At 61.4% G+C, this 25,703-nt stretch carries 26 protein-coding genes and 1 tRNA gene; 23 read left to right on the forward strand and 4 right to left on the reverse strand.

The window, feature by feature from the left end:
- The gene (gene nadB / locus DBW_RS08750) at window positions 1–1,599 is read right to left on the reverse strand and encodes an L-aspartate oxidase (RefSeq protein WP_066726960.1); all 1,599 of its coding nucleotides are present in this window, start codon (window positions 1,597–1,599) and stop codon (window positions 1–3) included.
- 152 nt (window positions 1,600–1,751) lie between these two features.
- Here nadB and DBW_RS08755 point away from each other — a divergent pair, with 152 nt between their 5' ends.
- Complete coding sequence (locus DBW_RS08755; protein ID WP_066726963.1) at window positions 1,752–2,321, forward strand: lytic transglycosylase domain-containing protein; 570 nt, start codon at window positions 1,752–1,754, stop codon at window positions 2,319–2,321.
- Entirely contained in the window at window positions 2,318–2,896 is a 579-nt protein-coding gene (gene pgsA, locus DBW_RS08760; RefSeq protein ID WP_066726965.1) for a CDP-diacylglycerol--glycerol-3-phosphate 3-phosphatidyltransferase, read from the forward strand. The genes DBW_RS08755 and pgsA overlap by 4 nt, the downstream gene beginning before the upstream one ends.
- Here pgsA and DBW_RS08765 read toward each other — a convergent pair.
- Window positions 2,880–3,953 (reverse strand): IS630 family transposase, encoded by a 1,074-nt coding sequence (locus DBW_RS08765; RefSeq protein WP_082820154.1) that lies wholly within the window; start codon window positions 3,951–3,953, stop codon window positions 2,880–2,882. The genes pgsA and DBW_RS08765 overlap by 17 nt on opposite strands.
- 209 nt (window positions 3,954–4,162) lie before the next feature.
- On the opposite strand from DBW_RS08765, the gene DBW_RS08770 reads away from it, so the two are divergent.
- The 14 genes from DBW_RS08770 (at window position 4,163) to DBW_RS08835 (ending at window position 19,149) form a co-directional block, all read left to right on the forward strand.
- A tRNA-Gly gene (locus DBW_RS08770) sits at window positions 4,163–4,237 on the forward strand.
- A 529-nt stretch (window positions 4,238–4,766) separates the two neighbouring features.
- Complete coding sequence (locus DBW_RS08775) at window positions 4,767–5,066, forward strand: nucleotidyltransferase family protein (protein ID WP_066726967.1); 300 nt, start codon at window positions 4,767–4,769, stop codon at window positions 5,064–5,066.
- Complete coding sequence (locus DBW_RS08780) at window positions 5,059–5,421, forward strand: HepT-like ribonuclease domain-containing protein (protein ID WP_066726969.1); 363 nt, start codon at window positions 5,059–5,061, stop codon at window positions 5,419–5,421. Before DBW_RS08775 ends, DBW_RS08780 begins: the two co-directional genes overlap by 8 nt.
- A gap of 241 nt (window positions 5,422–5,662) precedes the next feature.
- Complete coding sequence (locus tag DBW_RS08785) at window positions 5,663–7,006, forward strand: IS1380 family transposase (RefSeq protein ID WP_066726971.1); 1,344 nt, start codon at window positions 5,663–5,665, stop codon at window positions 7,004–7,006.
- 301 nt (window positions 7,007–7,307) lie between these two features.
- Window positions 7,308–8,321, forward strand: coding sequence for an MBL fold metallo-hydrolase (locus DBW_RS08790; RefSeq protein WP_197463763.1), 1,014 nt, complete (start codon window positions 7,308–7,310; stop codon window positions 8,319–8,321).
- Window positions 8,322–8,629: 308 nt separating this feature from the next.
- On the forward strand, window positions 8,630–10,447 hold the full coding sequence (locus tag DBW_RS08795; RefSeq protein WP_157471846.1) for a chloride channel protein: 1,818 nt from the start codon (window positions 8,630–8,632) through the stop codon (window positions 10,445–10,447).
- A gap of 70 nt (window positions 10,448–10,517) precedes the next feature.
- Window positions 10,518–11,261, forward strand: a complete 744-nt coding sequence (locus DBW_RS08800; RefSeq protein WP_066726975.1) for a TlyA family RNA methyltransferase — start codon at window positions 10,518–10,520, stop codon at window positions 11,259–11,261.
- Window positions 11,258–12,025 (forward strand): SAM-dependent methyltransferase, encoded by a 768-nt coding sequence (locus DBW_RS08805; RefSeq protein ID WP_066726977.1) that lies wholly within the window; start codon window positions 11,258–11,260, stop codon window positions 12,023–12,025. Before DBW_RS08800 ends, DBW_RS08805 begins: the two co-directional genes overlap by 4 nt.
- Window positions 12,026–12,027: 2 nt before the next feature.
- A complete protein-coding gene (locus tag DBW_RS08810; protein ID WP_066726979.1) occupies window positions 12,028–12,990 on the forward strand; it encodes a U32 family peptidase in 963 nt (320 codons plus the stop codon).
- 5 nt (window positions 12,991–12,995) lie between these two features.
- The gene (locus DBW_RS08815) at window positions 12,996–14,054 is read left to right on the forward strand and encodes a metallophosphoesterase family protein (protein WP_066726981.1); all 1,059 of its coding nucleotides are present in this window, start codon (window positions 12,996–12,998) and stop codon (window positions 14,052–14,054) included.
- Window positions 14,051–16,222, forward strand: a complete 2,172-nt coding sequence (locus tag DBW_RS08820; RefSeq protein WP_066726983.1) for an ATP-binding protein — start codon at window positions 14,051–14,053, stop codon at window positions 16,220–16,222. The genes DBW_RS08815 and DBW_RS08820 overlap by 4 nt, the downstream gene beginning before the upstream one ends.
- Window positions 16,194–16,544, forward strand: coding sequence for a histidine triad nucleotide-binding protein (locus DBW_RS08825; protein ID WP_335339870.1), 351 nt, complete (start codon window positions 16,194–16,196; stop codon window positions 16,542–16,544). Before DBW_RS08820 ends, DBW_RS08825 begins: the two co-directional genes overlap by 29 nt.
- A gap of 74 nt (window positions 16,545–16,618) precedes the next feature.
- A complete protein-coding gene (locus tag DBW_RS08830; RefSeq protein ID WP_066726987.1) occupies window positions 16,619–18,070 on the forward strand; it encodes an HD domain-containing protein in 1,452 nt (483 codons plus the stop codon).
- Window positions 18,070–19,149 carry a polysaccharide deacetylase family protein gene (locus DBW_RS08835; RefSeq protein WP_066726989.1) on the forward strand — a complete coding sequence of 360 codons (1,080 nt, stop codon included), beginning with the start codon at window positions 18,070–18,072 and terminating at the stop codon, window positions 19,147–19,149. The genes DBW_RS08830 and DBW_RS08835 overlap by 1 nt, the downstream gene beginning before the upstream one ends.
- Here DBW_RS08835 and DBW_RS08840 read toward each other — a convergent pair.
- Complete coding sequence (locus tag DBW_RS08840) at window positions 19,103–20,092, reverse strand: glucosaminidase domain-containing protein (protein WP_066726991.1); 990 nt, start codon at window positions 20,090–20,092, stop codon at window positions 19,103–19,105. The two genes, DBW_RS08835 and DBW_RS08840, sit on opposite strands and share 47 nt — an antisense overlap.
- 253 nt (window positions 20,093–20,345) lie before the next feature.
- Here DBW_RS08840 and DBW_RS18770 point away from each other — a divergent pair, with 253 nt between their 5' ends.
- From DBW_RS18770 to DBW_RS08850, 3 genes are all read left to right on the forward strand, one after another.
- Window positions 20,346–20,510, forward strand: coding sequence for a hypothetical protein (locus DBW_RS18770; protein ID WP_197463764.1), 165 nt, complete (start codon window positions 20,346–20,348; stop codon window positions 20,508–20,510).
- Window positions 20,511–20,527: 17 nt separating this feature from the next.
- Window positions 20,528–21,001: a ferritin family protein gene (locus tag DBW_RS08845; RefSeq protein WP_066726993.1), complete on the forward strand. Its 474-nt coding sequence runs from the start codon at window positions 20,528–20,530 to the stop codon at window positions 20,999–21,001.
- Between the two features lie 111 nt (window positions 21,002–21,112).
- Window positions 21,113–21,472: a hypothetical protein gene (locus tag DBW_RS08850; protein WP_066726995.1), complete on the forward strand. Its 360-nt coding sequence runs from the start codon at window positions 21,113–21,115 to the stop codon at window positions 21,470–21,472.
- A 394-nt stretch (window positions 21,473–21,866) separates the two neighbouring features.
- Here DBW_RS08850 and DBW_RS08855 read toward each other — a convergent pair whose 3' ends face one another.
- The gene (locus DBW_RS08855; protein ID WP_066726997.1) at window positions 21,867–22,589 is read right to left on the reverse strand and encodes a MazG family protein; all 723 of its coding nucleotides are present in this window, start codon (window positions 22,587–22,589) and stop codon (window positions 21,867–21,869) included.
- 221 nt (window positions 22,590–22,810) lie between these two features.
- On the opposite strand from DBW_RS08855, the gene DBW_RS08860 reads away from it, so the two are divergent.
- From DBW_RS08860 to DBW_RS08870, 4 genes are all read left to right on the forward strand, one after another.
- Window positions 22,811–23,386, forward strand: coding sequence for a YceD family protein (locus DBW_RS08860; RefSeq protein WP_197463765.1), 576 nt, complete (start codon window positions 22,811–22,813; stop codon window positions 23,384–23,386).
- Between the two features lie 91 nt (window positions 23,387–23,477).
- Window positions 23,478–23,657, forward strand: coding sequence for a 50S ribosomal protein L32 (rpmF, locus tag DBW_RS18135; RefSeq protein ID WP_082820271.1), 180 nt, complete (start codon window positions 23,478–23,480; stop codon window positions 23,655–23,657).
- A 27-nt stretch (window positions 23,658–23,684) separates the two neighbouring features.
- Window positions 23,685–24,710, forward strand: coding sequence for a phosphate acyltransferase PlsX (gene plsX, locus DBW_RS08865; RefSeq protein ID WP_066729757.1), 1,026 nt, complete (start codon window positions 23,685–23,687; stop codon window positions 24,708–24,710).
- Window positions 24,707–25,687: a beta-ketoacyl-ACP synthase III gene (locus DBW_RS08870; protein WP_066727001.1), complete on the forward strand. Its 981-nt coding sequence runs from the start codon at window positions 24,707–24,709 to the stop codon at window positions 25,685–25,687. The genes plsX and DBW_RS08870 overlap by 4 nt, the downstream gene beginning before the upstream one ends.
- The last annotated feature ends 16 nt before the right edge of the window (window positions 25,688–25,703 follow it).

Raw genomic sequence — 25,703 nt, forward strand, 5'->3', positions numbered from 1 at the left:
TCAAAACTCCTTGCGCAGCAAGGTAGGCCGTTGCCAGTGGTCGTCGTCGGTGGCCGGGAAGTCGAGATTGTAATGAAGCCCGCGGCTCTCTTCCCGGGTCAGGGCGCTGCGGATGATCAACTCGGCGACGGTGGCGATGTTGCGCAGCTCGATCAGGTCCGAGGTGATGTAAAAGTTCCAGTAGTAGTCGGCGATTTCGTCCTGGATCATCTGTACCCGGCGCAGGGCCCGCACCAGGCGCTTGTTGGAGCGCACGATGCCGACGTAGTTCCACATCGAGAGGCGGATCTCGTGCCAGTTGTGGGCGACCACCACCTCTTCGTCGCTGTCGGTGGCGCTGCCGGAATCCCAAGGATCAATGGTCGGGAAGGCGGGGGCGCTCTCGTTAAGGCGTTCGAGGGAGCGGACGGCGGCGCGGGCAGCGTAGACCACCCCTTCGAGGAGGCTGTTGCTGGCGAGGCGATTGGCGCCGTGGAGGCCGGTGCAGGAAGTTTCGCCAATGGCGAAGAGATTCTGGATATCGGTCTCGCCCCAGCTGTCGACCTGGACTCCGCCGCAAAGGTAGTGGGCGGCCGGAACGACCGGGATCGGTTCCCGGGTCATGTCAATACCGTAGCCAAGGCAGGTTTCATGAATGGTCGGAAAGCGCTCGCGGATATAGTCGGCACCCTTGTGGGTGATGTCGAGAAAAACGCAGTCGTCGCCATGCACCTTCATTTCATTGTCGATGGCGCGGGCGACGATGTCGCGCGGGGCGAGATCCTTGAGCTGGTGGTAGCCCTCCATGAAGGCGGTGCCGTCGCGGCGGCGCAGGATCGCTCCTTCGCCCCGTACCGCTTCGGAGATCAGGAACGACTTGGCGTGGGGGTGAAAGAGGGTGGTCGGGTGGAACTGCATGAATTCCATATTGGCGACGGTGGCCCCGGCGCGATAGGCCATCGCCACGCCATCGCCGGTGGCGACATCGGGATTGCAGGTATAGAGGTAGACCTTGCCGGCGCCGCCGGTGGCGAGGATCGTCACCCGTGCCCCGAAGGTGAAGACCTCGTTCGTCCTGATGTCGAGGACATAGGCGCCAAGACAGCGGTTGGGGCCGTTGCGGTGCTGGCTCACCTTGGCTTCGGTGATCAGGTCAACGGCGATATGGTCCTCGAAAATACTGATGTTGGGGTGGCGGCGCACGGCCGCAACCAGGGCCCGCTCGATCTCCCGGCCGGTGATGTCCTGGGCATGGAGGATGCGACGGGCGCTGTGCCCCCCTTCGCGGGTCAGGTCGAAGGTGTCGTCGACATTGCGGGTGAACTGGACCCCCCATTCGATCAGATCCTGAATCGCCTGCGGCCCCCCCTCCACCACCATGCGGACGATCTCTTCGTCACTGAGAAAGGCCCCTGCCACCATGGTGTCCTCGATATGGGCGGCAAAGGAATCTTCCGGCGAGATGACCGAGGCGATCCCGCCCTGGGCCAGATTGGTGGCGGTTTCGCTGCATTCGCGCTTGGTAACGACGGCAACTTTGCCGCGGTCGGCCACCTTGAGGGCGTAAGAGAGACCGGCAATGCCGCTGCCGATGACTAGAAAATCGGATATGACCTTCATCGATGGCCTCGCATGACTGGAATGATTACGGCCCGGGAGTCGCAGGTCGTCATTATCGGCACAGCGGACTGCGATGTCAAGGATTTCGGGGCGCTAAACAGGTTGAAATACTGAATGTTTTGGGCTATAGTTCGGCCCGGAGACTGCGCCTGATGAAACTTGCCCTGCCACTGTTGCTGCTTATCGCCATCGGCCTCGCCGCGCCGCGCCCGGCCGCTGCCGATATCTACCGCTATGTCGATGAGCACGGCGTTATGCATTTTACCAATAATCCGACCAGCAGCCGCTTCACCTTCTATCGCAAGGAGAGTAGCGTAACTTCCGGCATCGGCGACATTATCAGCCGTTATGCGCGGATCTACCGGATCGAAGAGGCCCTGGTTCGGGCGGTCATCAAGGTCGAGAGCGATTTCAATCCGCAGGCTGTCTCCAGCAAGGGGGCGTTGGGGATGATGCAGCTGATTCCGGCAACCGCTCGCGAGATGGAGGTGCACAATCCTCTCGACCCGGAGGAGAATATCCGCGGCGGCAGCCGTTACCTGCGGCAGATGCTCGACCAGTTCGACGGCAACCTCGAACTCGCCCTGGCGGCCTACAACGCTGGTCCGACCGCCGTCCGGCGGCACGGCGGCATCCCGCCCTATCCGGAAACCATCAATTACGTCGATCGCGTCAAGTCCTACCTCAACGACTACCGGAGAAACCGGAACCCCCTTTTATGAGTATGCGCTCCGGTCTGCTCAACCTCCCCAACCTGCTCACCCTCGGCCGCATCGCCGCGGTGCCGCTGATCGTGATCCTGCTCCTCTCGCCGAGTCGGGAGGCCGGGTTCTGGGCCGCCGCCGTCTTCTCCCTGGCTGCGGTCACCGACTGGCTCGACGGCTGGCTCGCCCGCCGCTGGCAGGTGGTGACCGTCCTCGGTAAGTTTCTCGACCCGCTGGCCGACAAACTGATCGTCATGGCGGCGCTGATCATGCTGATCCCGCACGACCGGGCGCCGGCCTGGGCGGTCTTTGTCATCCTCGCCCGCGAAATGGTCGTCACCGGCCTGCGTTCCATCGCCTCCTCGGAGGGGATCGTCATCGCCGCCTCCGACCTTGGCAAGTTCAAGACGATCTTCCAGATGGTGGCGATCATCGGCCTGTTGCTCCATTACGACTATTACTGGTTCTTCGGTCTGCGCTGGGAACTCTTCCATGTCTCGATGCACAACGCGGGAATCTTCTATTTCTGGATCGCCTTTGCTCTGACCGCCTGGTCCGGGGGCGACTATCTAGTGTCTAGTTGCAAAAGTTAGCGATAGTGTTTCTCAGTTGCGACCCCTTGACCTCTCGCTTACGCCATACAAAAGGCTTGGCGTTGGGCTGATAGGCTTCTATAAAGGCCTCGATGGCCGCACGCAACTGGTCAATGCTTTGAAAACTGGCGTTCTTCAGTGCCTTACGTGAAAGAATGCCGAACCATATCTCGACTTGATTGAGCCAACTTGCAGAAGTCGGTGTAAAGTGAAACATGACGTTTTGGTGCTGCGCAAGCCATTCGTCGTTGCGTTTATGAATGCAATAATTGTCCAGGATCACGTGAATTTCTCGCTGGTCGCTGTCCGGAAGTTCTGAGAGGACCTGATCCATGAAGGCTAGGAAATCAACCCTTCTCTTGAACTCGGTTGTCTGCGTATGCACGGCGCCTGTCGCTACGTTGAGCGCCGCAAAAAGGTTCAGGGTTCCATGCCGTTTGTAGGTGCTCTTTAGGCCCTGGACGACTTTGCCGCTACTGGTACAGACATACCCCTTGGCGCGCTCAAGCGCCTGGATGCTCGGTTTCTCATCGACTGAGATCACCAAGGCTTTTTCGGGGGGCGCCAGGTAGAGCCCGATAATGTCAGCCGCCTTTGGTGCGAACTCTGGATCAGTGCTTACGCACCAACTTCGTTGTCGGGCAAGGCTGATATTGTGCTTGCGCAGCACTCGCCAAATGGCATCATCCGAAGCGCCAAACTGCTTGGCAAGCGCCGGGCCGTCCCAACATGCCTGGCCGGGCGGTGGCGGAAGTTCCAACGCTTTCAGAACTCGCGTTTGAAACGCCTGGTCATATTTCGGCGGTTTGCCAGAGCGCGGGCGATCATATAGCCCGGCAATACCCGCAGCGGAGAAACGGTTCCGCCATTCAATAACCGTGTTCGGGCGCACGTTAAGATCCATGGCGACCTTGCTGACGGATTCTCCGTCAAGGAGTTTGCAGATAATCCGGGCACGTTCAACAAGGCGCGCCTCCATGCTTCGACTGCTTGCCCATTCCCTGAGTGTCTGGCGGTCCTTTTCGCTGCACAGGGGTATTGGAGATTTTCTCGGCATAAGCGACTCCTTTCACGATGGTGGGGGTGAAAGAAGTCTATATTATAACGCTTAGTTTTGCAATTAAACACTAGTTAAATTCTTTAAAGTTATCGCCCGCTAACCAACCCAGCGGTATAGAAAAATATTTCCGAATTTTTTGTTGACTTGAAAATCCCTCTTTGCTATTAATAACGCGCTCGACGGAGCGGCACCAAAACGCCGATTGGGCGGGAATAACTCAGTGGTAGAGTGCAACCTTGCCAAGGTTGAAGTCGCGGGTTCGAATCCCGTTTCCCGCTCCAGAAAATTCAACGGAATCCTACGGGGTTCCGTTTTTCTTTGCCCCGACTTTCACCAAACCTTTCACCGAGGGCTGGTGAGGGTCGGGGTTTTCTGTGTGGCCCATGAAGTCTGCCTCGACCCTTTCGCCAACGCCAAGTTCGAAGTGACTCAGGGGCTTTGGCAGGTGGTGATGGGGAACAACCCTTCTCAGTGACTGGCGTGACACCAACTACTATTCAGAAAGCCCACGCAACAATCCGCAAGGCCCAGCCGGGTGCTCCTAACGTGTGCTTTGCGGCGGCAGTGGGTACAGCAGGCCGGAGCACGTGCGGTTGGCGATTCGCTACGGGGCACGCCCGTTGCCCGCGGCCGGACGGGGCGGCAGGCGAGAGGGGAGTGCAACCTTTGATGGACGGGTTATAGTCCTGGGGAAACTACCCGAAGGTAGCCGGTAGCGGGCTTTCGGTTTGACTGCGAGACGTGGCTGGTCTATACAGAGAGGGACTCTCTTCTCAGCAACATCAACCGGGCTTGACCAGGGTGAAAAAGATGGGAATCAAAAGTCGGGAGGAAATCCTCGAGTTTCTGAAAGAACACAAGGCGGAACTGGGTGCTCAGTTCGGGGTCACCCGTCTGGGTCTGGCCGGCAGTTACGCCCGAGATGAAGCCGACCCCGGCAGCGACATCGATATTATTGTCAGCCTGCAGTCCGACAACACCTTTCGATCCTTTTTCGGCCTGCTGCATTTCCTTCAGGACAACCTCCACCATCGCATCGATCTGGCGACTGAAGAGAGCCTCAAGCCGCTGGTGCGGCAGGCCATCCAGAGGGATATCCGTTATGTTTAAACGAGACATTGGCCTCTATCTCAACGATATCGATGAATCGATGGCCGCCATCGAGGACTACACCGCAGGGTTGAGCTACGAAGCCTTTGCCGGTGATCGCAAAACCTACTCGGCGACGCTCCGGGAATTCATCGTCATTGGCGAAGCGATCGCTGGCATCCCCGACTCCCTGAAAGAAAAGGCGCCTTCCGTCGAATGGCGATTGATCAAGGACTTTCGTAACTTTATCGTCCATGAATATTTCGGTGTCGATCCGAGGATCGTCTGGGACGCCGTGCAAAAGGAATTACCTGTTCTCAAGGTTGAGGTTGCCCTGCTGCGCCAGGCTTACCTGGCCCAGGATAATCCTGCCTGAGTCTCTTTCCGTTGTTCCGGCTCTTCGCTTCAGATACTTGTGTCACCAACGAATCTTCACCGTTTTTTTGTTGCCGCGCCAGGGAGCATGATGGCGCAGCTTGAGGTGAAATCTATTGAATTCCCTGAATCAGTGAGCTTACAATCGTAATTTCTTGTTTTATCTTTGACAATTAGCTGATTTTGTTGATCTTTTCTGCTATTATAGAGCCGCCTCAAACTTCACCCAAGGAGATTTTTTCGTGACGTTTCCGCGGTTCAACATCGAGCAGTCCGACAGCGAATTCTACACCTCCCAGTCCGGCGTGGCCCTGGTCGGCCTGGCGGTCAACAGGTTCACGTCGTTAAACTCGCGGGTCAACAAGGCGGCGCCCTGCAAGGGCGTTGCCACGGCCGATGTGCTGCGTTGCTATCTCGGCCTGCTCTGCCAGGGCAAGAGCGACTTCGAGGCGATCCGGCCTTTTTTCGAGGATGACGAGTTTTTCGCTGCGGCCCTCGGCGTCAACAAGGTCCCGTCACCGGAGACCCTGCGTCAGCGAATGGATGCCGTCGCCGAGGCGACGATGCGCATTGTCGACTTCTGTACGGTTGAGTTTCTCAAAAAAGCCAAGGCCGAGTTCTCGACGCTTGAGACCGGGCACATGCCGCTGGATTTGGACGTCTTCACCCAGGACAACTCCAACACCAAGAAAGAGGGGGCCTCCTGGACCTACCGCAAGTTCCACGGCTTCGCCCCGATCGCCGCCTGGCTGGGCTTGGAGGGGTGGTGTCTGGAGATCGAGCACCGTCCCGGGTCCCAGCATGCCCAGGAGGGCTTTGTCCCCTTTTTGCTGCGGGCGATTCACAAAAGCCGGCAGTTGACCGAAGCTCCCCTGCTGGTGCGACTGGACAGCGCCCACGATGCCATTGCGACTCTGGTGGCTCTCAAGGAAGAGAAGGTCGACTTCATCGTCAAGTGGAATCCCCGAGGGACCGACGTGCCGGCCAGAGCCAGCGAGGTCTTTGCCCACGGCAAGATGATCAAGCAGGATAAGACCGGCCGCATCGCCATCATGACGGAAACGGTCGAGCGCGCCTTCAAGGATGAGGATGACAAGTACCAGACTCTCAAGGTCCGCCGTGTGCTGCGGGCCACGGAACGCTATTTCGAAAAAGACGGCACCCCGCTGCTGGTCCCGGACATTGAAATCGAGGGCTGGTGGACCAGCCTCTCAAGCGCCAAGGACAAGGTGATCGAACTGTACAAGGGACACGCCCTGTGCGAGCAGTATCACTCCGAGCTTAAAAGCGATATGGATCTGGAACGTCTGCCGTCAGGCAAGTTCGCCACCAACACCCTGGTCATGCACTGTGCCGGGCTGGCCTACAACATTCTGCGGGCTGTGGGCCAGGTCGGCCTGATGACCGGCAAGCAGCGTCGGCGGGCCAAACAACGCCGCCGGCTCAAGACGGTGATTCAGGACCTGGTCTACTTCGCCGGGCGCTTCATCCGCCACGCGCACGCCCTGACGTTGCGCTTCAGTCGGCATGCGCATGATCAGTATGACGCCTTCAGCAGAACCTACCGACGGTTCGCTTATGGCTGACCGGAACCGAGACAATCAGGGCACGGAACAACCCCACCATCAGGTTGGGGTCGCCATCGCTCGCCCTGAAACAGACACAGAGAGGCCGCACCATGTAAAAATCAGCTGAATTGTCAAAGAACAGCTCCGTCAACCTGAAAAAACAATCCGGACGGACGGTGTGACACTCAATAAGGCTCGCGAAAAAGGCCTCGCGAGACAAAAACCAGAGGTACGAACTGCTACATCACTGATTCAGGGAATTCATCAGATATCTAGGTCATCTGGAGCCTGGCATGATTCTGATTGGCAGAGGTGGTTGGTGCGATCGGTCTTTTTCCCACGGCTTATCAATGGTCCTTTCGGCGATCCCGCCTTTTACGTGCGGCTGGCCCATCACCGCGAGGCGCTCCTCTTTGACTGTGGCGACCTGCGGCGGCTTGGCACCCGGGACGCACTGAAGATAACCGCCCTCTTTGTCTCCCACGCCCACATCGACCACATGGTCGGGTTTGACGCCCTGCTGCGGACCTTTCTCTACCAGGACCGCACCCTGCTCGTCTATGGTCCCGCCGGCATGGCGGACCAGATCCAGGGGCGGCTCTCCGGCTACACCTGGAACCTGATCGAGGGCTACCCCCTCGCCCTTACCGTGCGGGAATGGGACGAGGGGCCGGGACGGGAAGTCACCTTTCGCGCCGCCAACGGGTTTGTGCCGGAAGGGGAAGGGGCCTGGGGGTGGGGCGGCGCCGAGGACCTGCTGCTGGCCGATGATCATTTGCAGGTACGTGCCCTCGCCCTCGATCACGGCGGCATTGTCTCTCTCGCCTTCAGCCTCGCGGAGCCCCTCCACGTTGCGATCCACAAGGATGCCCTGGAGCGGCACGGCTACCTCCCCGGTCCCTGGCTGGCCCGCTTCAAGGATCTGCTCCGAAAGGGGGCGGCGGGGACGACCCCGGTTCAGGTGCCGCGAACTTCAGGGGAAGCTTTTACGGTGCCCCTTGCGGATCTGGCGCCGCGTATTTCCCATACCGAGCGGGGCATGAAGATTGTTTATGTCACCGATGCCGCGCCGAGCAGGGACAACCTCGAAAAGATTGTCACCTTTGCCAACGACGCCCACCTCCTCGCCATCGAAGCAGTCTTTCCCGACGCCGAACTGGCCCGGGCCCGGGAGCGCAACCACCTGACCGCCCGCCTGGCCGGGGATAGCGCGCGCCGCGCCGGTGCGCTGCGCCTGTTGACCTTCCATCACTCTCCCCGCTACCAGGATGATCCCGATCGGCTCCCCGACGAAGCCCGGGCTGCCTTCGCGCCCCCGCTCGGCGAATCCTGACCGTTGCCGGTTGCGCCCCGCTGGGCTCTTTCTATTCCCGGTGGGGATGGAAAATGACGGGATCGATTCTCTCTGCAGGCGGATAAGCGGTTGACGCCCCCGTTTTGTTCTGGCATTGTCCAACGAATCCCTGGCCTGGCCTGACCTGCAACCCGGGTCGGCCGGCAAGGGGAGCGAAACCTCGCGTAACGGTTCAAGCCCTTTGACTCATCTTCCAGTCTTTAAAGAGAAATGGATCGTTCCCACTGCGAAGTCTAGCGCCGATCGCGACCACCGGTTCTGACTGACCTCCTGCCCGGATCTGACCATTGTTCGAGCATCTGACCAAATTCTCTTATTTGCGCCGTCTCTTCGGGCATGCCGAAAGTCGCCATCTGTTGCTCAGCGTCCTGGTCGGACTGATTGCCGGGAGTGGCGCGGTCGCCTTTTATTTTACCACCAATGCGGTTGACCACGGCCTGCTCAAAGGATTCGCCGGTTTTCATCCCCCTGGCGAGGGGGTCGGGACCAGTGCGGCGACAATGCCGATGATCGCCTCCCTGGCGATGGAGCATCGCTGGTTTCTCTTCCTGCTCCCCGCACTCGGCGGGATCGTCTCTGGGGTTCTGGTCTACAAGTTTGCCCCCGAGGCGGAAGGGCACGGTACCGACGCCGCCATCGATGCTTTTCACAATCGCGGCGGGCTGATCCGTGGCCGTGTCCCCTGGATCAAGGCCCTCGCTTCGGTAGCGACCATCGGTACCGGTGGCTCGGCCGGCCGGGAAGGGCCGATCGCCCAGATCGGCGCCGGATTCGGCTCATTTCTCGCTACCCGCCTTCGTCTTTCCAGCAGTGATCGCCGCATCCTGCTCCTGGCGGGAATTGCCGGTGGCATCGGCGCCACCTTCCGTGCCCCTCTCGGGGGAGCGCTCTTTGCCGTCGAGGTCCTTTACCGCGACCCCGAGTTCGAGCACGAGGCGCTCATTCCCTGCCTGATCTCCTCGATTATCGCCTATTCTCTCTTTGGCGCGGTCACCGGCTGGCATCCGCTCCTGGTCACTCCTCACTTCGTCTTCGAAAATCCGAGCGAACTCTTTCTCTACCTGCTGCTCGGCCTGCTTTGCGGCGGCCTCGGCAAGCTCTATGTCCGCACCTTTTACAGCCTGCGCGACTTCTTCCGCGGCCTCGCCATGCCCTCCGTTTTCAAGCCGGCCCTTGGTGGTATCCTTCTCGGGGTGCTGGCGATGGCGGTGCCGCAGGTGCTCGGTTCCGGCTACGGCTACGTCCAGGCCGCCCTCTACGGCAAGATGGCGCTGTGGGTGATGCTGGTGGTGGCGCTGGCGAAAATCCTCGCCACCAGCCTGACCATCCCCTCCGGGGGATCGGGGGGCGTCTTCGCCCCGAGCCTGGTGATCGGTGCCCTGCTTGGCGGCGCCTTCGGTGCCATTGCCCTGCAGCTCTTTCCGGGGCTGGTCAGTGACCCGCGCAGCTATGTCCTGGTCGGCATGGCCGGCTTTTTTGCCGGGGTCTCCAGTACCCCGATCGCGACCCTTATCATGGTCAGCGAACTGACCGGAAACTATGCCCTGCTCGCGCCGCTGATGCTGGTCTGCGTGGTGGCGATGCTCGCCTTCCGCCAGAACTCCATTTATGAGAAGCAGGTGCGCAGCCGGCTCGACTCCCCCGCCCACCTCGGCGACTTTGTCGTCGATGTTCTTGAGGGGCTCACCGTTAATGACATCGCCGATCAGGGCCATGCGCCGACGCTGATCCCGGAAAACCTCACCCTTCCCGACATTCTGCTGCGGATCGCCCGCGCCGAGGGGGCCTACTACCCGGTGGTCAATGACGCCGGAGTCATGACCGGGATCTTCTCGGTCAACGATATCCGGCGGATCCTGGACGAGGAGATTCCTCCCGGGCTGGTCTGCGCCAAGGATATCGCCGCCTCCCAGGTGGTGACCTGCGAGGTGGGGGATTCGATGAATGACGCGATGCGCAAGCTGGCCAGCCGCGGTTTCGAAGAGCTTCCGGTGGTGGCCGGCAATGAGCCGGGGAAGGTTCTCTTCATGCTGTCGCGGCGCTCGCTGCTGGCCCGCTACGCCAAGGAACTGGAGAAAAAAAAGGGGCATTATCAGGGCGCCTGAGGCAGCTCGGGAATTGCCGCCGGTTACTCCTTCGTGCTAATCTAACCCGCCCCTCAACAGTGAGTAGCCGGTGAAAAAAGAGCGTCTCGACAAGCTGCTGGTAAGCCGTGGACTGGTGCAGTCCCGCGAACGGGCGCGGGCGCTGATCCTGGCCGGCAAGGTCGTTGTCGGCGATCACGCCGTCGACAAGGCCGGCGCCCAGGTACCTGGTGATGCCGAGCTGCGCCTGAAAGGGGAGGATATCCCCTACGTCTCCCGCGGCGGATTGAAGCTCGCTGCCGGACTCGATGCCTTCGCCCTCGACGTGACCGGCCAGGTTGCCATCGATGTCGGCGCCTCCACCGGTGGCTTTACCGATTGCCTGCTGCAGCGCGGCGCGGTCCGGGTTTACGCCGTCGATGTCGGTTACGGCCAGCTCGCCTGGTCGCTGCGGGAGGACCCGCGAGTGATCAACCTGGAGCGCACCAATATCCGGGAACTTACCCGCGAGCAGCTCCCCGAACAGCCGCAACTGGCAGTCATCGACGCCTCCTTCATCTCCCTTGACAAGGTGCTGCCGCCGACCCTGGCGCTGCTCGCCCCTGCCGCCACCGTGGTCGCTCTTATCAAGCCGCAGTTCGAGGTCGGCCGAGGGGAGGTCGGCAAGGGCGGCGTGGTGCGGGATCCGGCCCAGCATCTGCGGGTAGTCGAGCAGGTGCGAGAGCTGGCGGCCGCCCTGGGCTGTCGCGTGATTGGCGTAACCGACAGCCCGCTCCTCGGCCCCAAGGGGAACCGGGAGTTTCTCATCGCCCTGACCCGGGGAGGGGCGGCATGAACAAGGTCTATTTCATCGGTGCCGGCCCCGGCGATCCCGAACTCCTCACCCTGCGTGGCGCAAACCTGCTGAAAGGGTGCGCAACGGTCTTCGCTATCGACGCCTTCGCCGAAACCTTCGCCGGACTGGTGGCCGGCAAGGAACTGCGCGACCCCTTCGACTATCCCTTCGCGGAGCTGATCGCCCTGCTGCAGGCGCTGGCCGAAAAGGCCCCCGTGGCGTTCCTGGTCCCCGGCGATCTGACCTTCTACTCCCCCTTCCAGGCGCTGGTCGATGGACTTGGCGATCAGGCGGAAGTCATCCCGGGTGTTGGTACCGCCAATGCCGCTTCGGCGGCGCTGAAAAAGACCCTGGACCTGCCGAGCATCTGCAATCGCACCATCCTGGTCTCGCCGCGCACCCTCGGCGACGGGCCGGACGCGCCCACCCTCGAAGCACTCGCCGCGCCCGGCGTCACCCTCCTGATTTACATGAACAACCTCCCCCTCGACGAGCTCTGTGCGCAGCTGCGACGCGGTTATGGCGGCAACGTGCCGATCGCCCTCCTGCACCGCCTCGGGCTGGCCGGGGAGACTGTCCTGGTCGGTGCCCTGGACGATATCGCCGCCCAGGTTGGCGAGCGGGACTTTTTCAACCTCAGCGGGCCGAGTCGCCGCCCGGCCCTGACCCTGGTCGTGGCGGGCGAGACGCTGGCGAGCCAGGTCGACGGCAGCTGGTGGGATTTTCGGCGCGACCATATCTGGCGGCCGGGGGGGGAGGCTTGAGCGTGCGGATAATCTCCCCGATTGATTCCCTGGCCGAGACAGGGGCGCTCCTCGATGCCGGCGCCGATGAGCTTTACGGCGGCTGCCTGCCGGCGGAGTGGTCGAAACGCTTCAGTCTGCTTACCTCGGTCAATCAGCGCACCTTCGCCGGCGCGCAGATCGACACTTTTGCCGATCTTGCCAGCATTGTCGCGCTGGTTCACGATCGTGGCCGCCGCTTTGCACTGACCCTGAACGCCCCCTTTTTCAGCGATCTGCAACAGCCGCTGGTCCTCGATTTTGTCGATCAGGCGGTCGCGGCCGGGATCGACGCGGTCATCCTTGCCGACATCGCCCTGTTACGGGCCCTGCGGCCGCGCCATCCCCGCCTCGAATTGCATGCCAGCACCCTGGCCCATCTCTCCAACTCGGCGGCGATCCGTTTTTATGCAGGGCAGGGGATCGAGCGGGTGGTACTCCCGCGCCATCTCAGCGTCGCCGAGATGGAGGCGATTACCGCCGCGGTCGCCCCGGTGCGCTGCGATGCCTTCCTGCTGATCGGCAAGTGTCCCAACACCGAAGGGCTGTGCAGTCATCACCACGCCAGTGCCGACAAAGTCTGGCCCTGTGAAATTCCCTATGCGATCGAACCTCTCGCGCGGGGGGCGGTTTCTTCGCGCCTGCGGGCGGCGATCGAGCGCCAGGGAGGATGGGCCCGGACCAATCGCCGCCACGGCTGCGGTCTCTGTGCCCTGCCGAGGTTGCAGACCGCCGGCATTTTCGGCGTCAAGCTGGTGGGGCGGGGTGCGCCAACCGCCCAGAAGGTGAACAACCTGCTGCTGACCCGGGAATTTTTGCAGCTCGCCACCAGTGAAACCGACCCGGTGATTTACCGGCAACGGGCCCGGGCTGCCCATCGCGCCCGGTTTGGCAGCGATTGCTCGGCCAATGTCTGCTACTATCCTGAATTTCTCGAAGAGGGTTAGCCTGGATGCTGCGTCTCCTTCACACCGCCAGCCCGTTTTTGGACGCTCCCCACTCCTGCTTTGGCGCCGTCGCCGCGGCCCGGGGGGAGGACTTTCTCCATACCTTCGAGCAGGTGCTGGAGGTGGCCCGGCGGGAACAGGCCTCGATTTTCCTGGTCGCAGGGGATCTCTTTGCGACGCCACGCCCGCGGCGGGAGATCCTGGCGCGGGTGGTGGCCGGGCTCGAATCCCTGCGCGCCGCCGGCATTCATCCCGTCGTGCTCCCCGGTCCCCGGGATACCGGGCTGAGTGCCGACGCCGTCTATCGGCGTCAGGACCTTCCCGGAACCATCCTTTCAACCTCCGGAGCGGTTACGAGCCTGGAGGTCAACGGCCGGCTGGTGCGTTTTGTTACGGCGGGCGCAACACCTCCGGCACCTGTCGCGGGGAGCTTCGACATCGGTGTCGCCTGCGCAGCGCCCGACGCGCTGCCTCCCCCCTTCTCCGGGACCTGGCGCCCGGACTACCTGGCCCTCGGTGGTCGGGGTGACTTTGAGCTGCTGAGCCGGGAAGAGATCGTCTACGGCTGTCGTCCCGGGGGGGCAGAGGGGGTCGATTTCACCGAAACCGGAGCGCGGCATGCGGCCCTGGTTGACCTCGAGCCGCAAAGCTGCCTGGTGCGGCAACTCAAGGTCAATCGCCGGCTGTTGCTGGAACGGGAAATCGTTCTGAGCGGCAGCGAGGACGACGCCGCTCTTGCTGCCCGGGTACGTGCCGAGTTGGTGCCCGAAGCCGCTCTGCGCCTGGTCCTGCGTGGGTCCGTGGAACAGCCGATTGACCTTGCCGCCCTGGAGGACCAGGTCGCCGGAGCCAGTTTTTTCCTGGTCATGGAGGACCAGACCAGCTTGGCCGGCAGCCGCCTCGTTGCCCGGTTTGCCGCCGAGGATACGGTGCGCGGGCTCTGTCTGCGCCGGGCGCTGGAGCGTCTTGCCTGCGCCGGGGAAGGGGAGAAGGAGCTGCTGGAAGCAGCGCTGCGGGAAATTCTGACCCGGTTGCAGATGGTATCCGGCGGAGCCGAGTCATGATTCTGCGGCATCTCGAGTTAAAGCAGTTCGGACGCTTCAGCGAGCGCAGTTTTGAATTTCGCCGCGGGCTCAACCTGGTGGTCGGGCCGAACGAAGCGGGGAAGTCGACCCTGGTCGAGGCGATTCCGGCGATTCTCTTTGGCAGCAGCAAAGCCGAACGCTTTCGCCCCTGGGGGCGTCCTGCCGAATGCCGGGCCGCCCTGGTCCTTGAAACTCCAGGCCGCACGGTGCGCATCGAGCGGGACCTCCTTTCGGACCATACCGAACTCCTCGAACAGGATGATCTTTACCAGGTCCGTGACAGCTTTACCGGAAAAGCTCCCTGCAGCGGTCGCGGCGCCACCCGTGCCGACTACCTCGAGCGCCTGGTACGCCTTTTTGGGGTGGCCGACGAGGAACTCTTCCGGGCGTCTCTTTTCTTTGGCCAGGGGGCCCTCGGTTTTGGCGGGGGCGAGGGGTTCGCGGCACGGGTGCGCAGCCTCCTGACCGGTGCCGTCGATACGGATTACCAGGAGGTATTGAGCACTCTTGGCGACGAATATTTTGCCCTGACCCGGATTAACCCCTGGGGACGAGATCGCGCCAAGGATCGCCAGCTCGAGATCCTTCGCGCTGAGCTGGCGGAGCTGGAGCAGCGACAGGCTGACGCCGCCCGGCATCTTGCCGCCGCCGCCGAATTGCATGGCCGAATCGGGGAACTGCGGGAAAACCTGACCCAGGAACGGAGCGATCACGAGCAGGGGCGGCAGTATCTGGCCTGGGCGCACCAGCAATGGCGGCGCATCGGCGCCGGGGAGGCGACCGCGGTGCCACCGGTCGTTCCTTCGGCAGATGTGGCCGCACTCCTCAAGGAGCGGGAGGGGTTGCGCCGGGACTATCGCCAAACGGGACTTCCGGACCCGATTCCCTCCGAGTTACCGCCCCTGCTCGAAACTGCGGACGGGATCCGCCAGGAGCTGGTGACGATCGGCAGCGAAGCGACGCGGCTGCGGCAGGCGCAACTCAAGTTGCCGCGCCTTCCCTGGGTTGCCCTGGGAAGCATTAGCGCTATCGCCATACTGCTGGCCCTGAGCGCCGCCTGGCTGTTTCCGGACTGGCTGTGGGCAGTGCTGGCGACGGTGGCGGGCGTGTTGGGCACCTGCTGGGGCCTGTTACTGCGCAAGGGCGCGACCACCAGGCGCAGGCGCCAGGAACTTGAGAAGGAAGGGCGGGAGGTCGAGGCGGAGCGGGAAGCGGCGCAGGAGCGACTGGCCGCCCTCGACGAAGCTTTTGAAGCCCTTGGTCTTTCCCCCTCTGCGGTGGAAGTGGCACGGATGCAGAAAAACCTGGAGCGTGCCCGCCGCATCGGTGAACAGCTGCAGGCGATCGAGAACGAATTGCAGCTACGATCGGCCCCAGCCAGCCCCGGCTCTGCAGCCGTGGTCGCGGCGAGCCCGGCACCGCCGGCCAATTTGCTGCCGCTGGCGGAACTGCCGGAGGCCGAGGGGCGCCTGGAGGCCTTAGGCCGGCAAATCGCCGAGCACGAAGCGGAGCTGTTGCGGCTGGTGGAAGCCGAGGCGGCGCTGCAGGGAGAGCTGCTTGCCGCCGAGCAACTCGATGCCGAAATTGCCCGGCGGCGCAGCGAGGAGGCTCAGCTCCTGCGGCGTCGCGATCTGCTCGCCCTGAGTATCGATCTCCTTGCTGGCGCCGTCGAAGAATATCATCAGGAACATTTCAACCGATTTGCTGAAGAGCTCGGCCATTCGCTGCGCCTGGTTACCGGCGGTCGCTATGCCGAGGTGCGCTGCCACGACGATTTTTCTTTCTCCCTGCGGGGCAAGGGAAACAGCTGGCAACCCCTGGAGCGTTTCAGCCGCGGCACCATCGACGCCTGTCAGCTGGCGGTTCGACTGGCGCTCACGCGGCGCCTGGCCCGGGATCGCCATCTGCCGCTGATTCTGGACGATCCGCTGGTCAACCTTGACCGCTTCCGCATGGCCGAGGCGCTGAAGATGCTGGAGCGCCTGAGCAGTGAGCACCAGGTCATTCTGTTCAGCCACGACGAGCAGCTCCTGAAACGGGCGGCCCGGGATCGCTGGCATGTTATCCCTCTTGAAGAGACGCGGGGGATCCCCCCTCAAAGCTCACAGGAAAGGAGCGATGATAGTGGACAACTGCATCTTTTGTAAGATTCTCGCCGGTGAAATCCCCGGCAAATGTGTCTACGAGGACGACAAGGTGGTGGCCCTGATCGACATCAATCCTCAGGCGCCCCATCACTATGTCCTGGTGCCGCGCAAGCACATCCGTACCACCCTCGACCTGACCACCGCCGACAATGAGCTCGTCGGCCACATCTACCAGGTGGCGGGGAAGGTGGCCCATGATCTCGGTTTTGCCGATGACGGCTTCCGCATTGTCAATAACTGCAACGAGGCGGGTGGGCAGGTGGTCTGGCATATCCATTTTCACCTCCTCGGTGGCCGCGACCTCGGCTGGCCCCCCGGATAACGGCTTGCCGGAGGTACCTGTCTCGACTAAGATGAAACGTTCGCAGAACCGCAATCTCATTTTCAGGACCGTTAATGGATAATCCGCAGGCACATCAGGTGGATCGCCAGCAACTCCGCCTGATCAACGAAATCATGGAATTGCTGGTCACCCATTACGGGGGCGGGCTCAGCGAGACCGAACTTGATCGTGGCATCGATGTATTGCAGCGAGCCCTCGAACTGGCGCGTGCCTCTCACGCCGACCAGGTCCGCAAGTCGGGAGAGCCCTACTTCTATCATCCGCTGCGGGTGGCCCATCTTGCCGCCCGGCACTGGATGGATTTCGATTCGATCATGGCGGCAATACTCCACGATGTGGTCGAGGATACCCCGGTCACCCTGGAAGAGGTGGAGAGCCAGTTCGGTTCGGAGGTGGCGCTGCTGGTCAATGGGCTGACCAAAGCGGCCGACGAACGACTGAACCGCCAGGCGCTGAAGGAGAAGACCTATCGCAAGCAGTTGCTGGCGGCCATTGAGGATGTCCGGGTCCTCTGCCTGAAGTTCTGGGACCGCATGGACAACCTGCAGACGATCAGTGCTCTGAACCCGCAAAAGCAATCGCTGATCGCCGAGGAGACCCGTTCCATCTATGTGCCGCTGGCGCGTCACCTCGGCATGGGGCTGGTCGCCTCGGAACTCGATGCCCTGTCGCTGGCGATCCTCTACCCGCGCCGTGCCGAGCGCTACCGGGCGGTCATCGTTCAGGCCCAACAGCGCTTCGAGCCGGCCCTGCGCAAAATCCGGGCGGAGATCAATAACAGCTGTGAGCATCACCGCATCCACGTCCTGCTGCGCGACCGCTGGCGCCCCTTCTCCATCGCCGGGGCGCAGGCGATGGGACGGGGGCTGACCACCCTCTATACCCTGGAGATGCAGGTGGATCGCACCATGGATGCCTATCTGGCCCTCGGTCTGCTGCACAGCCTCTATCCGCCGATTCCCGGGAAACTGCGGGATCACCTCAATGTTCCGTCCCAGTTCGGCTACCAGGCCCTGAAAACGACAGTCCAGGCCGGGGAGAACCGGATCCGGGTGGAAATCACCACCCGCAAGCTGGCCCGTTTCAACGAAGCTGGCGTTCTCGCTCCCGGTTTCGAATTTCGCCGCGCCAATTTCCGCGAGCTGATGCAATCCCTGCTCGAAGGGGAGTCCGCTTTCGATACCGAAAGCCTGCGCCTGGCTTCGGCCTCGATTCAGGTCTACACGCCGCGCGGGGAGATTCGTACCCTGCCGGAAGGGAGCAGCGCCCTCGATTTCGCTTTTGATATCCATGAAGAGCTCGGTTTGCATGCAGTCCGAGCCCGGATCAACGGCCAGACCCGGCTGCTCACGTCGCGCCTGATGGACGGTGACCAGGTCGCGATTGAACGGGGAGAAGGCCCGGCAGTTCTCCCCAAGTGGCTGGAGTGGGCGGTTACCCCCCGCGCCCGCAACCGGATTCGCCGTTATCTGCGCAGTCGCGTGCAAAAAGGGGCGGGTGAATAATGCGGGTCCTGACCCTTCTGCCATTCCTGCTGTTCCTTATCGCCAGCATCTTAATGTCCGCCCCCGCGCTTTCCCTGCCCGCGCCATCGAACGAGGCGGTTGTCTTCATCTACCACCGCTTCGGTGACGTCAGGCATCCTTCGACCAATATCGACCTGGAGGTCTTTGCCGCCCAGCTCGCCTGGCTCAAGGCGGAAAAGCGGCCGGTGCTGGCCCTGGGCGAAATCGTGCGGCGTCTCGATGCCGGGGAACCTCTGCCCCAGGGGTGCGTCGCGCTGACCGTGGATGACGCCTATACCTCCTTTCTCACGGGGGGGATGCCGCTGCTGCGCCGTTTTGGATTCCCGGTCACTCTTTTTGTCAACACCGACGCAGTCGGCGCTGCCGACTACCTGAGCTGGGATGAACTGCGCGGGCTTGCCGCCGAGGGGGTGGAGATCGGGAACCACAGTGCCAGTCATGCCTACCTGCTCGAGACTCGGCCGGGAGAAGATCACGCGACCTGGCGTTCCCGGGTAGCAGCCGACATCGAGCGTGCCCAGCAGGCCCTAATCCGGGAGCTGCGCCTGACGCCCCGGCTCTTTGCCTATCCCTTCGGTGAATATTCGCCCGCCTTGCAGGACCTGGTCCGGGAGCTCGGCTTTGCGGCGGCAACCAGCCAGCAGTCGGGAGTGGTCTGGACCGGCAGCGAGCGTTTTGCGCTGCCACGGTTTCCCATGGGGGGCGCCTATGCCACCCTGGCGGAATTCCGGGGCAAGGCCGGAATGAGGGCGCTGCCGGTCACGGTACTGGCCCCTGGAACACCGCTGGTGAGCGGTTCGGAAAACCCGCCCCGATTGCGGGTGCGCATCGACGCCCCCAATGCTGACCTGGGTGGCCTTCGCTGTTTTGTCCAGGGGGAGAACCGGTGTCAGGTGATTGCGGTGGAAGGGGCGCCCGGGGAGTTTCTGGTTACGGCTGCCGGGCCCCTTGGCGGTCGGCGCAATAAATATACGCTGACGGCTCCAGGTAAGGCCGGAGGGTGGTACTGGTTCAGTCAGCCGTGGTTTCAGCCGCGGCAGGGCGCGGACGGCGGCTGAAGGATGGGGAAGAGAGGAGGCCCTTGGCATTGCCGACGTCGCCAGCGGGTGCCGGTCTTAGCGAGGCCGCCGAGAGGCGGGTGAGCCGGTTGCGGAGAATAATCTCCCGCAACTCCTTGACATAGTCGAGGCCGCGGGTCGAATAACGGTCGAGACCCTCGGCCAGGTCCAGACCGCGAAGGGGCTTGCCGGCAGCGCGGATTTGCGCCCGCTTGTGGCGGAAGTCGCGATAGGCCCAGTGGGTGTTGATATTCCGCAGGTAGGAATGAAGGGAAGCGGCCACGTTCGGAAAACGGCGGATTTCGTAGGTTGCTCCTTCGGGACGTTCCAGCGGGACCAGGCCGGTGCCGGGGAGAAAGGTCCATTCGCCGAAGAGGTTGTTGGCGCGGCGGGCAAAGCGCGACGTCCCGTAGGCCGATTCCGTGGCCGCCTGGGCCAGGACCAGAGAAGGCGGAATGACATCAATCCGTTCCAGCAGCTCACGACGCAATTCGGGGTCGAGATAGAGGTCGCCTTCCACGGCATACTCCCGCTGCAGTCCCAGGAGCTGGGAGTTCTCTTCCGGCGAAAGTTGACCGTCCCGCTCCAGCCGGTGCAGGAGTTCTTCGGCCTGGGCCCGTTGGGCGCTAATCTCCTCGTTGGCAAGAAGTACCATCGGCAACAGGGAGAGGAAGAAGATATGCTTCTTCTCAGTTACTCGCTCCACCCGGTGAAGGTCGGTTGGCAGAGTCTCCAGGATGAAGGGGGGGACACCTTCGAGGACCGTGCTCCAACCGTAGTTGTGGCTGGCAAAGAAATCCTCCAGCTCCTGATGACTGGCCGGCCGAATGGTTTGCGGCCGGGATGCCGCAGTGAGGCGGTCCTCCTCGTGGGGCTGGCAACCGCCAAGGGGGGCAAGCAGGAACCAGAGCAGGCAAATTATGAGGGGTAGCGGGGTGCGCATAGGCTTAATTACAATTCCCGGGAACACGTCCTGAATTTCAGGCGATTGTTGATAGCATATCCGCGTCGATTTGGCAATTTTTCCATCCGGGTTCCATCCGGGTTGAATGCGGAGAAGTGAGCGGGCCTCGATCTGGGGCTTGCTGCCGGCTGGCCGCCGGGTTTTTCTCCAAGTTGGGAGGGTGGTTGTCTGGCGCCCATCGATGTGGTATTCAGATATTATACGGTGACAAATCGAAATGACGGGAATTCGTATGGAAACGATCAAAACGGCTAGTTTTGAATATCTGATCAGCCTCGCCGAGGAACTCCCGGAAGGCGGTTTTCTGTTTCGTCTCGATGGCGTTGACTATCAGATTTCGGACGTCCTGGAAATTTCGCGTATTGCCGACCGGCATGGTTACATCGTCATCTATTGAATTGAGGGAGAGGTTGCATGACTCAGTCGGCTCAGGTTTGTTACACCTTTGAAGCGGCCCTTGAAATGGCGGTCAAGATGGAGCAGGAAGGCTTCCGCCACTACTTTGAGGCGTTGCGGATCGTGCGCGACAAGGCGGCTCAGGAAATACTCAGGGATGCCGCCCTCGATGAACTGGAGCACAAGTTCCAGCTCGAAAAGGCCCTGATCGAAGGGCAACTGGCCGGAGATGCTCTCGCGGCGCCGGTGCCGACCATGAACCTTGACTACGTTCTCGAAAAAAAGAGCCTGAATGCCGATGCGGATGGCCGCCAGGCCCTCGCCTATGCCATTCATCTCGAAAAGAGTTCCCTCGATTTTTACCGGCGAATGGCCAGGGGGTGCAGCGGGGCGCCGATGGGAGATCTCTTCACCCGGATTGCCAACGATGAAAGCCGGCACCTGCAGCAACTGGAGGACCTCTACGAGAAGCACTTCCTGACCGAGAATTGAGGCATATCTTGCCCGCTGGAAAATGCATGGAGGGCTGGTATCCGGCGCTACTGTTCTTTTTCGCAGGATGGGGTAAAGTAAAGCAAGACAGAACGCATTCGGGAGGCGCCGATGAAAAGTTACCTGGTGCTGGGACTCTTTTCCCTCCATGTTGTTGTTGTCTCCCTGGTGCGATATCTTCGCGACGAGGAATTCTTTCGCCTGACCGCCATGAAACGCGCCTGGGGCCGTTCCCGTGGGCTGGCCATGCATTTTCTGGCCAATATCGCATTGCCGATGGTTTTGGGGATTGTTTTTATATCCCAGGCCGTCGTCAGTGACCGGTCGAACCCGCACCATCCCCTGGAGGTCTCCCCCTCCCTGACCGAGCGGGTGGTATCTTCCCACGCAGGTGACCGACCCTGGTCGACGGTTTCCGTCGCAGCGCGGTCCGGCGACGACCTTTATCCCCTGCTCGTCCTCTCCCCCTGATCCAGCAAACTCTCTGACCGACCTCGTTTCTGGAGTCTCCCGGAAGAATATCCGGGTATTTTTCTGCGTATTGCCAAATCCGGGAATATTCCCGGGGGATAACTCCCGGGATTTGTGAAACTCGGTATGTGAATTGTAAGTAGCCGAAAAATAACTAGAAAAAAAGTGCCCAAAATCTAGGCAAGGAGACAAGTGGCCTGAGTTCGCAGGAACAGGGGAGGTAATCAACAAGGTTTTGAACAGGTTTTCCACAGTATTTGTGGACAAGGGGAGCAGGGGGTTGAAGCGCCTGGGTTTTTCCAGCCTCAGGAAATTTTGACCATTCCGGGTAAAGGGACGGAAGGGGGGGGGAGGACTCTTGAAGTCCAGTTAGGGAACCTTTGCCGGAGCCATTTTAGGGGTGTGAAGCGAGGTTTTGAGCAGGCTTTCCGGCGTGCCGGTTGAGGGCCTGCCGCAATGCCTGCTCGGCATCCAGCCCCGCGGTCCGGCCCCAGGCAACTGTAGCTAAAATGAATTCTCCGAAGGCTGCTTCGAGGCGTGATGCATCGTTGGCATTGGCGGCGGCGTCCACCAGCGGCCGATACCGGTTCTCAAGGGTTAGCACGTCCTGGGGCGCCTCCGGTGCCAAAACCGATTTTCGACTGGCGCGTTCAAGGAATTTGGCGGCGCGGGCGAGAGCGGGAAGATCCTTGGGGATCCCGTCGAGAAGATTTCTTTCCGTGCTGTGGTTCGGCTTTTCCTTGCGCTTGATCTGGTCCCACTGCTGGTTGAGTTCGTCAATCGTCGTAAGGGGGCTGTCCGCAAAGACATGAGGGTGGCGGCGTTCGAGTTTGTCACTGATACCATTGGCGACAGCGGCGAGGTCAAAGATTTCCTCTTCGGCAAAGATCTGGGCATGAAAGACGATCTGCAACAGGAGATCACCCAGTTCGTCCTTGATCTGGAGCGGATCTCCCCCATCCAGCGCTTCCAGGAGTTCGTAGACCTCTTCCAGCAGGTAAGGTTTCAGTGAAGCTGTCGTCTGCATGGCATCCCAGGGGCACCCCCCGGGGCTGCGAAGGATTTCCATGATGCGGTGGAGCCGACAAAGCGCGCGGCCGATTGCCCGGTTTTCCATGACTGATATCTCCTGACCGTGGGGAAGAAATTTTCTACCTTATATGCATCCTGATTGCAAGCAAGAGCCGGCCTGCGGCAGGGGAAAATTGTCCTTGCAAATTCCCCGGTATTAGGCTAATACAGAAGCCTCCGATGGGGCTGGAGGGGAGGAATTTCCCTTGACAAGCAGGGGGCAGTCTTTATACTGGCCGCTCTTTGCGGGGCGAGAAAGGCGCACAGGTGTTGCAGCTTCGCGTTGACGATATCAAGGACCAGGGGCTTCTCCTGGACTTCAGTGAGCCTCCGGAGTCCTTTCCCGCTCTTGAGGAGCTGCAGTTGCAGGGCGAAGTCAGTTTTGACGGTCCGATCGTTGTCAGCGGTCGGGTACAGCGGGTCGCCGGTCTGGTCGAGATCGAGGGAGCGGTTCAGACCGCAGCCCGGATCCCCTGTGGGCGCTGTCTGGAAGATGTCTCGCTCCCTCTGGATGCCAGGTTTTGCGTCACCTTCAGCCGGGAACTGCCGGAGATCGTGGACGAAGAGGATGGCGCGGAGCTGGAGCTCTCAGCCGAGGAGATGGGACTTATTCCATTTACCGGCGATGAGATCGATTTGCGCGAGGCGATTCAGGAGCAGGTCATCATGGCTCTGCCTCTGCGGCCGCTCTGCCGGCCTGAATGCCTGGGGCTCTGTCCCCAGTGCGGCGCCGACCTGAATCGTGAGCAGTGTGGTTGCGAGGCGCCGATTTTCAACAGCAAGTTCGGCAGCCTGCGCGAGTTTAAGATCAATAGTGAGGATAACGGCTCAGGGCGTAGCTAGAGCTGGAAAGAGTGTCTGGCCCGGCACGCGCCGGTTTCGGCCCCTGAATAGATCAAAACCCGGCATTGACCGGCACAAGGAGAATAGAATCATGGCGGTACCTAAGAAAAAGACTTCCAAATCAAAACGCGACATGCGGCGTGCCCATGACGCCGTAAACGCTCCTGGTATTTCGCTCTGCCCCCAGTGCAAAGAACCGAAACAGCCCCACCGCGTTTGCCCGAGTTGCGGGACCTATAAAGGTAAAGAAGTCATCTCCAGCGAAGAATAACAGCAGGGGACTGACTTGAAAGAGCGCATCATCGTTGCGGTGGACGCCATGGGAGGGGACAACGCACCTGCCGTGGAGGTCGAAGGGGCCGTTGCCGCCGCGCGGGAGTGGAATATCCCGATTGTTCTGGTCGGCGACAGGGCCCGGGTTGCCGCCGAACTCGAAAAATTCGACATCCGGAATCTCGACATCACCATCCACCATGCCAGCGAAGTGGTCGGGATGCACGATTCGGCCTCCGATGCCGTGCGCAAGAAGAAGGATTCGTCGATCCGCGTAGCCTTCAACCTGGTGCTGCAGAAATCGGCTTCGGCAGTGGTCAGCGCCGGGAACTCCGGGGCGACGATGGCAGCCGGCATGTTTGTCCTGAAGCGGGTGAAAGGGATTGACCGGCCGGCAATCGCGACGATCGTTCCCAACCTGGACAGCCAGACCCTGGTCCTCGATGTCGGAGGGAATGTCGACTGCAAACCGTTGCATCTGGCCCAATTCGCCCTGATGGGGGAGGTCTACGCCCGCCAGGTGCTGGGCAAGGAGCGTCCCCGGGTCGGCCTTCTCTCCAACGGGGAGGAAGCGACCAAGGGGAATGAGCTGACCCGCGACGCCCACCGCCTGCTGAGCACGGCGCCCTTTAATTATCTCGGTTATATCGAGGGCCGCGACATTTATAACGGCAAGGTTGACGTTGTCGTCTGTGACGGCTTTGTCGGCAATGTCGTTCTCAAGGTTTCCGAGGGGCTGGCCGAGGCCATCTTCACCATGCTGAAACGGGAAATTGGCGGTCGTTTTTTCGCCAAGCTCGGATTTCTGATGGCTCGTCCGGCTTTGCGTGCTTTTCGCAAGCGGGTGGATTATGCGGAATACGGCGGCGCTCCCCTGCTTGGCATCGAGGGGACCGGGATGATCTGCCACGGCGGCTCGAGTGTTCTGGCGATCAAGAACGCCATTCATATGGCACGGGAAGCCGTCCTGCAGAATGTGCACGGTCGTCTCGCGACCCAGTTGCAACAGGGCGAAGTCGGCGGTGCCTCTGGGGAAGGAGCTGAGTATTGATCAAAGCGCGTATCATCGGCACCGGGTCCTATGTGCCCGAAAAGATACTGACCAACTCCGATCTCGAAAAATTCCTCGACACCACCGACGAATGGATCGTGACCCGCACCGGGATTCGCGAGCGCCATATCGCCGCCGAAGGGGAAACGACATCCGACATTGCAACCCATGCCGCCAGGCGGGCCCTGGATATGGCGGGGCTGCAACCGGATGATCTTGACCTGATCGTGGTCGGTACCATCAGTGGTGATTACCCCTGGCCGGCAACCGCCTGTCTGGTCCAGCATAAGCTTGGGACTCGCGGGCAGGCTACCTTTGACGTCTCCGCCGCCTGCTGCGGTTTTCTCTATGCGCTCTCCAATGCGGTGGCCCAGGTTGAAAGCGGCCGGGTGCGGCGGGCACTTGTCATCGGTGCGGAAATCCTGACCCGGCTGGTCGATTGGGAAGATCGCAATACCTGTGTGCTCTTCGGTGACGGTGCCGGCGCGGTCGTAATCGAAGCGCAGGAAGGCGAGTCTGGAGTCCTCTCGACCCACCTGCATGCCGATGGCAGTTATTGGGAGCTCCTCTATCAGCCCGGGTTCGGTTCTGCCAATCCCCCCTCCGTGGAAGGGATTGCCGCCCGTCTCCCCTTTTTGAAGATGCAGGGAAACGAGGTTTTCAAGATCGCTGTTCGCTCCCTCCACGAGGTTGCGATGGAGGCCCTGACGGCAAACGGATACACCGCCGCTGACGTCAATCTTTTCGTCCCGCACCAGGCCAACCAGCGGATTCTCGATGCCACCGCCAAGCGTCTCGGTTTGCGCGATGACCAGGTCTTTATTAATGTCGAGCGCTTCGGCAATACCTCCGGCGCCTCGATTCCGATTGCCCTGGATGAAGCGAACCGCGCCGGAAGGATTGCCGCCGGGGATCTTGTCCTGCTGGATGCCTTCGGGGGGGGCTTGACCTGGGCTTCCGCCCTGGTGCGCTGGTAGGCGTCCCGTCTATTCT

This window comes from Desulfuromonas sp. DDH964 (assembly GCF_001611275.1).
In the GTDB taxonomy this organism is placed as follows: domain Bacteria; phylum Desulfobacterota; class Desulfuromonadia; order Desulfuromonadales; family DDH964; genus DDH964.

What these genes read in the sequence shown, in the direction of transcription:
- nadB (WP_066726960.1), bottom strand. Translation starts at nt 1,599, where the DNA reads ATGAAGGTCATATCCGATTTTCTAGTCATCGGCAGCGGCATTGCCGGT.
- DBW_RS08755 (WP_066726963.1), top strand. Translation starts at nt 1,752, where the DNA reads ATGAAACTTGCCCTGCCACTGTTGCTGCTTATCGCCATCGGCCTCGCC.
- pgsA (WP_066726965.1), top strand. Translation starts at nt 2,318, where the DNA reads ATGAGTATGCGCTCCGGTCTGCTCAACCTCCCCAACCTGCTCACCCTC.
- DBW_RS08765 (WP_082820154.1), bottom strand. Translation starts at nt 3,953, where the DNA reads ATGCCGAGAAAATCTCCAATACCCCTGTGCAGCGAAAAGGACCGCCAG.
- DBW_RS08775 (WP_066726967.1), top strand. Translation starts at nt 4,767, where the DNA reads ATGGGAATCAAAAGTCGGGAGGAAATCCTCGAGTTTCTGAAAGAACAC.
- DBW_RS08780 (WP_066726969.1), top strand. Translation starts at nt 5,059, where the DNA reads ATGTTTAAACGAGACATTGGCCTCTATCTCAACGATATCGATGAATCG.
- DBW_RS08805 (WP_066726977.1), top strand. Translation starts at nt 11,258, where the DNA reads ATGAACAAGGTCTATTTCATCGGTGCCGGCCCCGGCGATCCCGAACTC.
- DBW_RS08815 (WP_066726981.1), top strand. Translation starts at nt 12,996, where the DNA reads ATGCTGCGTCTCCTTCACACCGCCAGCCCGTTTTTGGACGCTCCCCAC.
- DBW_RS08820 (WP_066726983.1), top strand. Translation starts at nt 14,051, where the DNA reads ATGATTCTGCGGCATCTCGAGTTAAAGCAGTTCGGACGCTTCAGCGAG.
- DBW_RS08825 (WP_335339870.1), top strand. Translation starts at nt 16,194, where the DNA reads ATGATAGTGGACAACTGCATCTTTTGTAAGATTCTCGCCGGTGAAATC.
- DBW_RS08830 (WP_066726987.1), top strand. Translation starts at nt 16,619, where the DNA reads ATGGATAATCCGCAGGCACATCAGGTGGATCGCCAGCAACTCCGCCTG.
- DBW_RS08835 (WP_066726989.1), top strand. Translation starts at nt 18,070, where the DNA reads ATGCGGGTCCTGACCCTTCTGCCATTCCTGCTGTTCCTTATCGCCAGC.
- DBW_RS08840 (WP_066726991.1), bottom strand. Translation starts at nt 20,092, where the DNA reads ATGCGCACCCCGCTACCCCTCATAATTTGCCTGCTCTGGTTCCTGCTT.
- DBW_RS18770 (WP_197463764.1), top strand. Translation starts at nt 20,346, where the DNA reads ATGGAAACGATCAAAACGGCTAGTTTTGAATATCTGATCAGCCTCGCC.
- DBW_RS08845 (WP_066726993.1), top strand. Translation starts at nt 20,528, where the DNA reads ATGACTCAGTCGGCTCAGGTTTGTTACACCTTTGAAGCGGCCCTTGAA.
- DBW_RS08850 (WP_066726995.1), top strand. Translation starts at nt 21,113, where the DNA reads ATGAAAAGTTACCTGGTGCTGGGACTCTTTTCCCTCCATGTTGTTGTT.
- DBW_RS08855 (WP_066726997.1), bottom strand. Translation starts at nt 22,589, where the DNA reads ATGGAAAACCGGGCAATCGGCCGCGCGCTTTGTCGGCTCCACCGCATC.
- rpmF (WP_082820271.1), top strand. Translation starts at nt 23,478, where the DNA reads ATGGCGGTACCTAAGAAAAAGACTTCCAAATCAAAACGCGACATGCGG.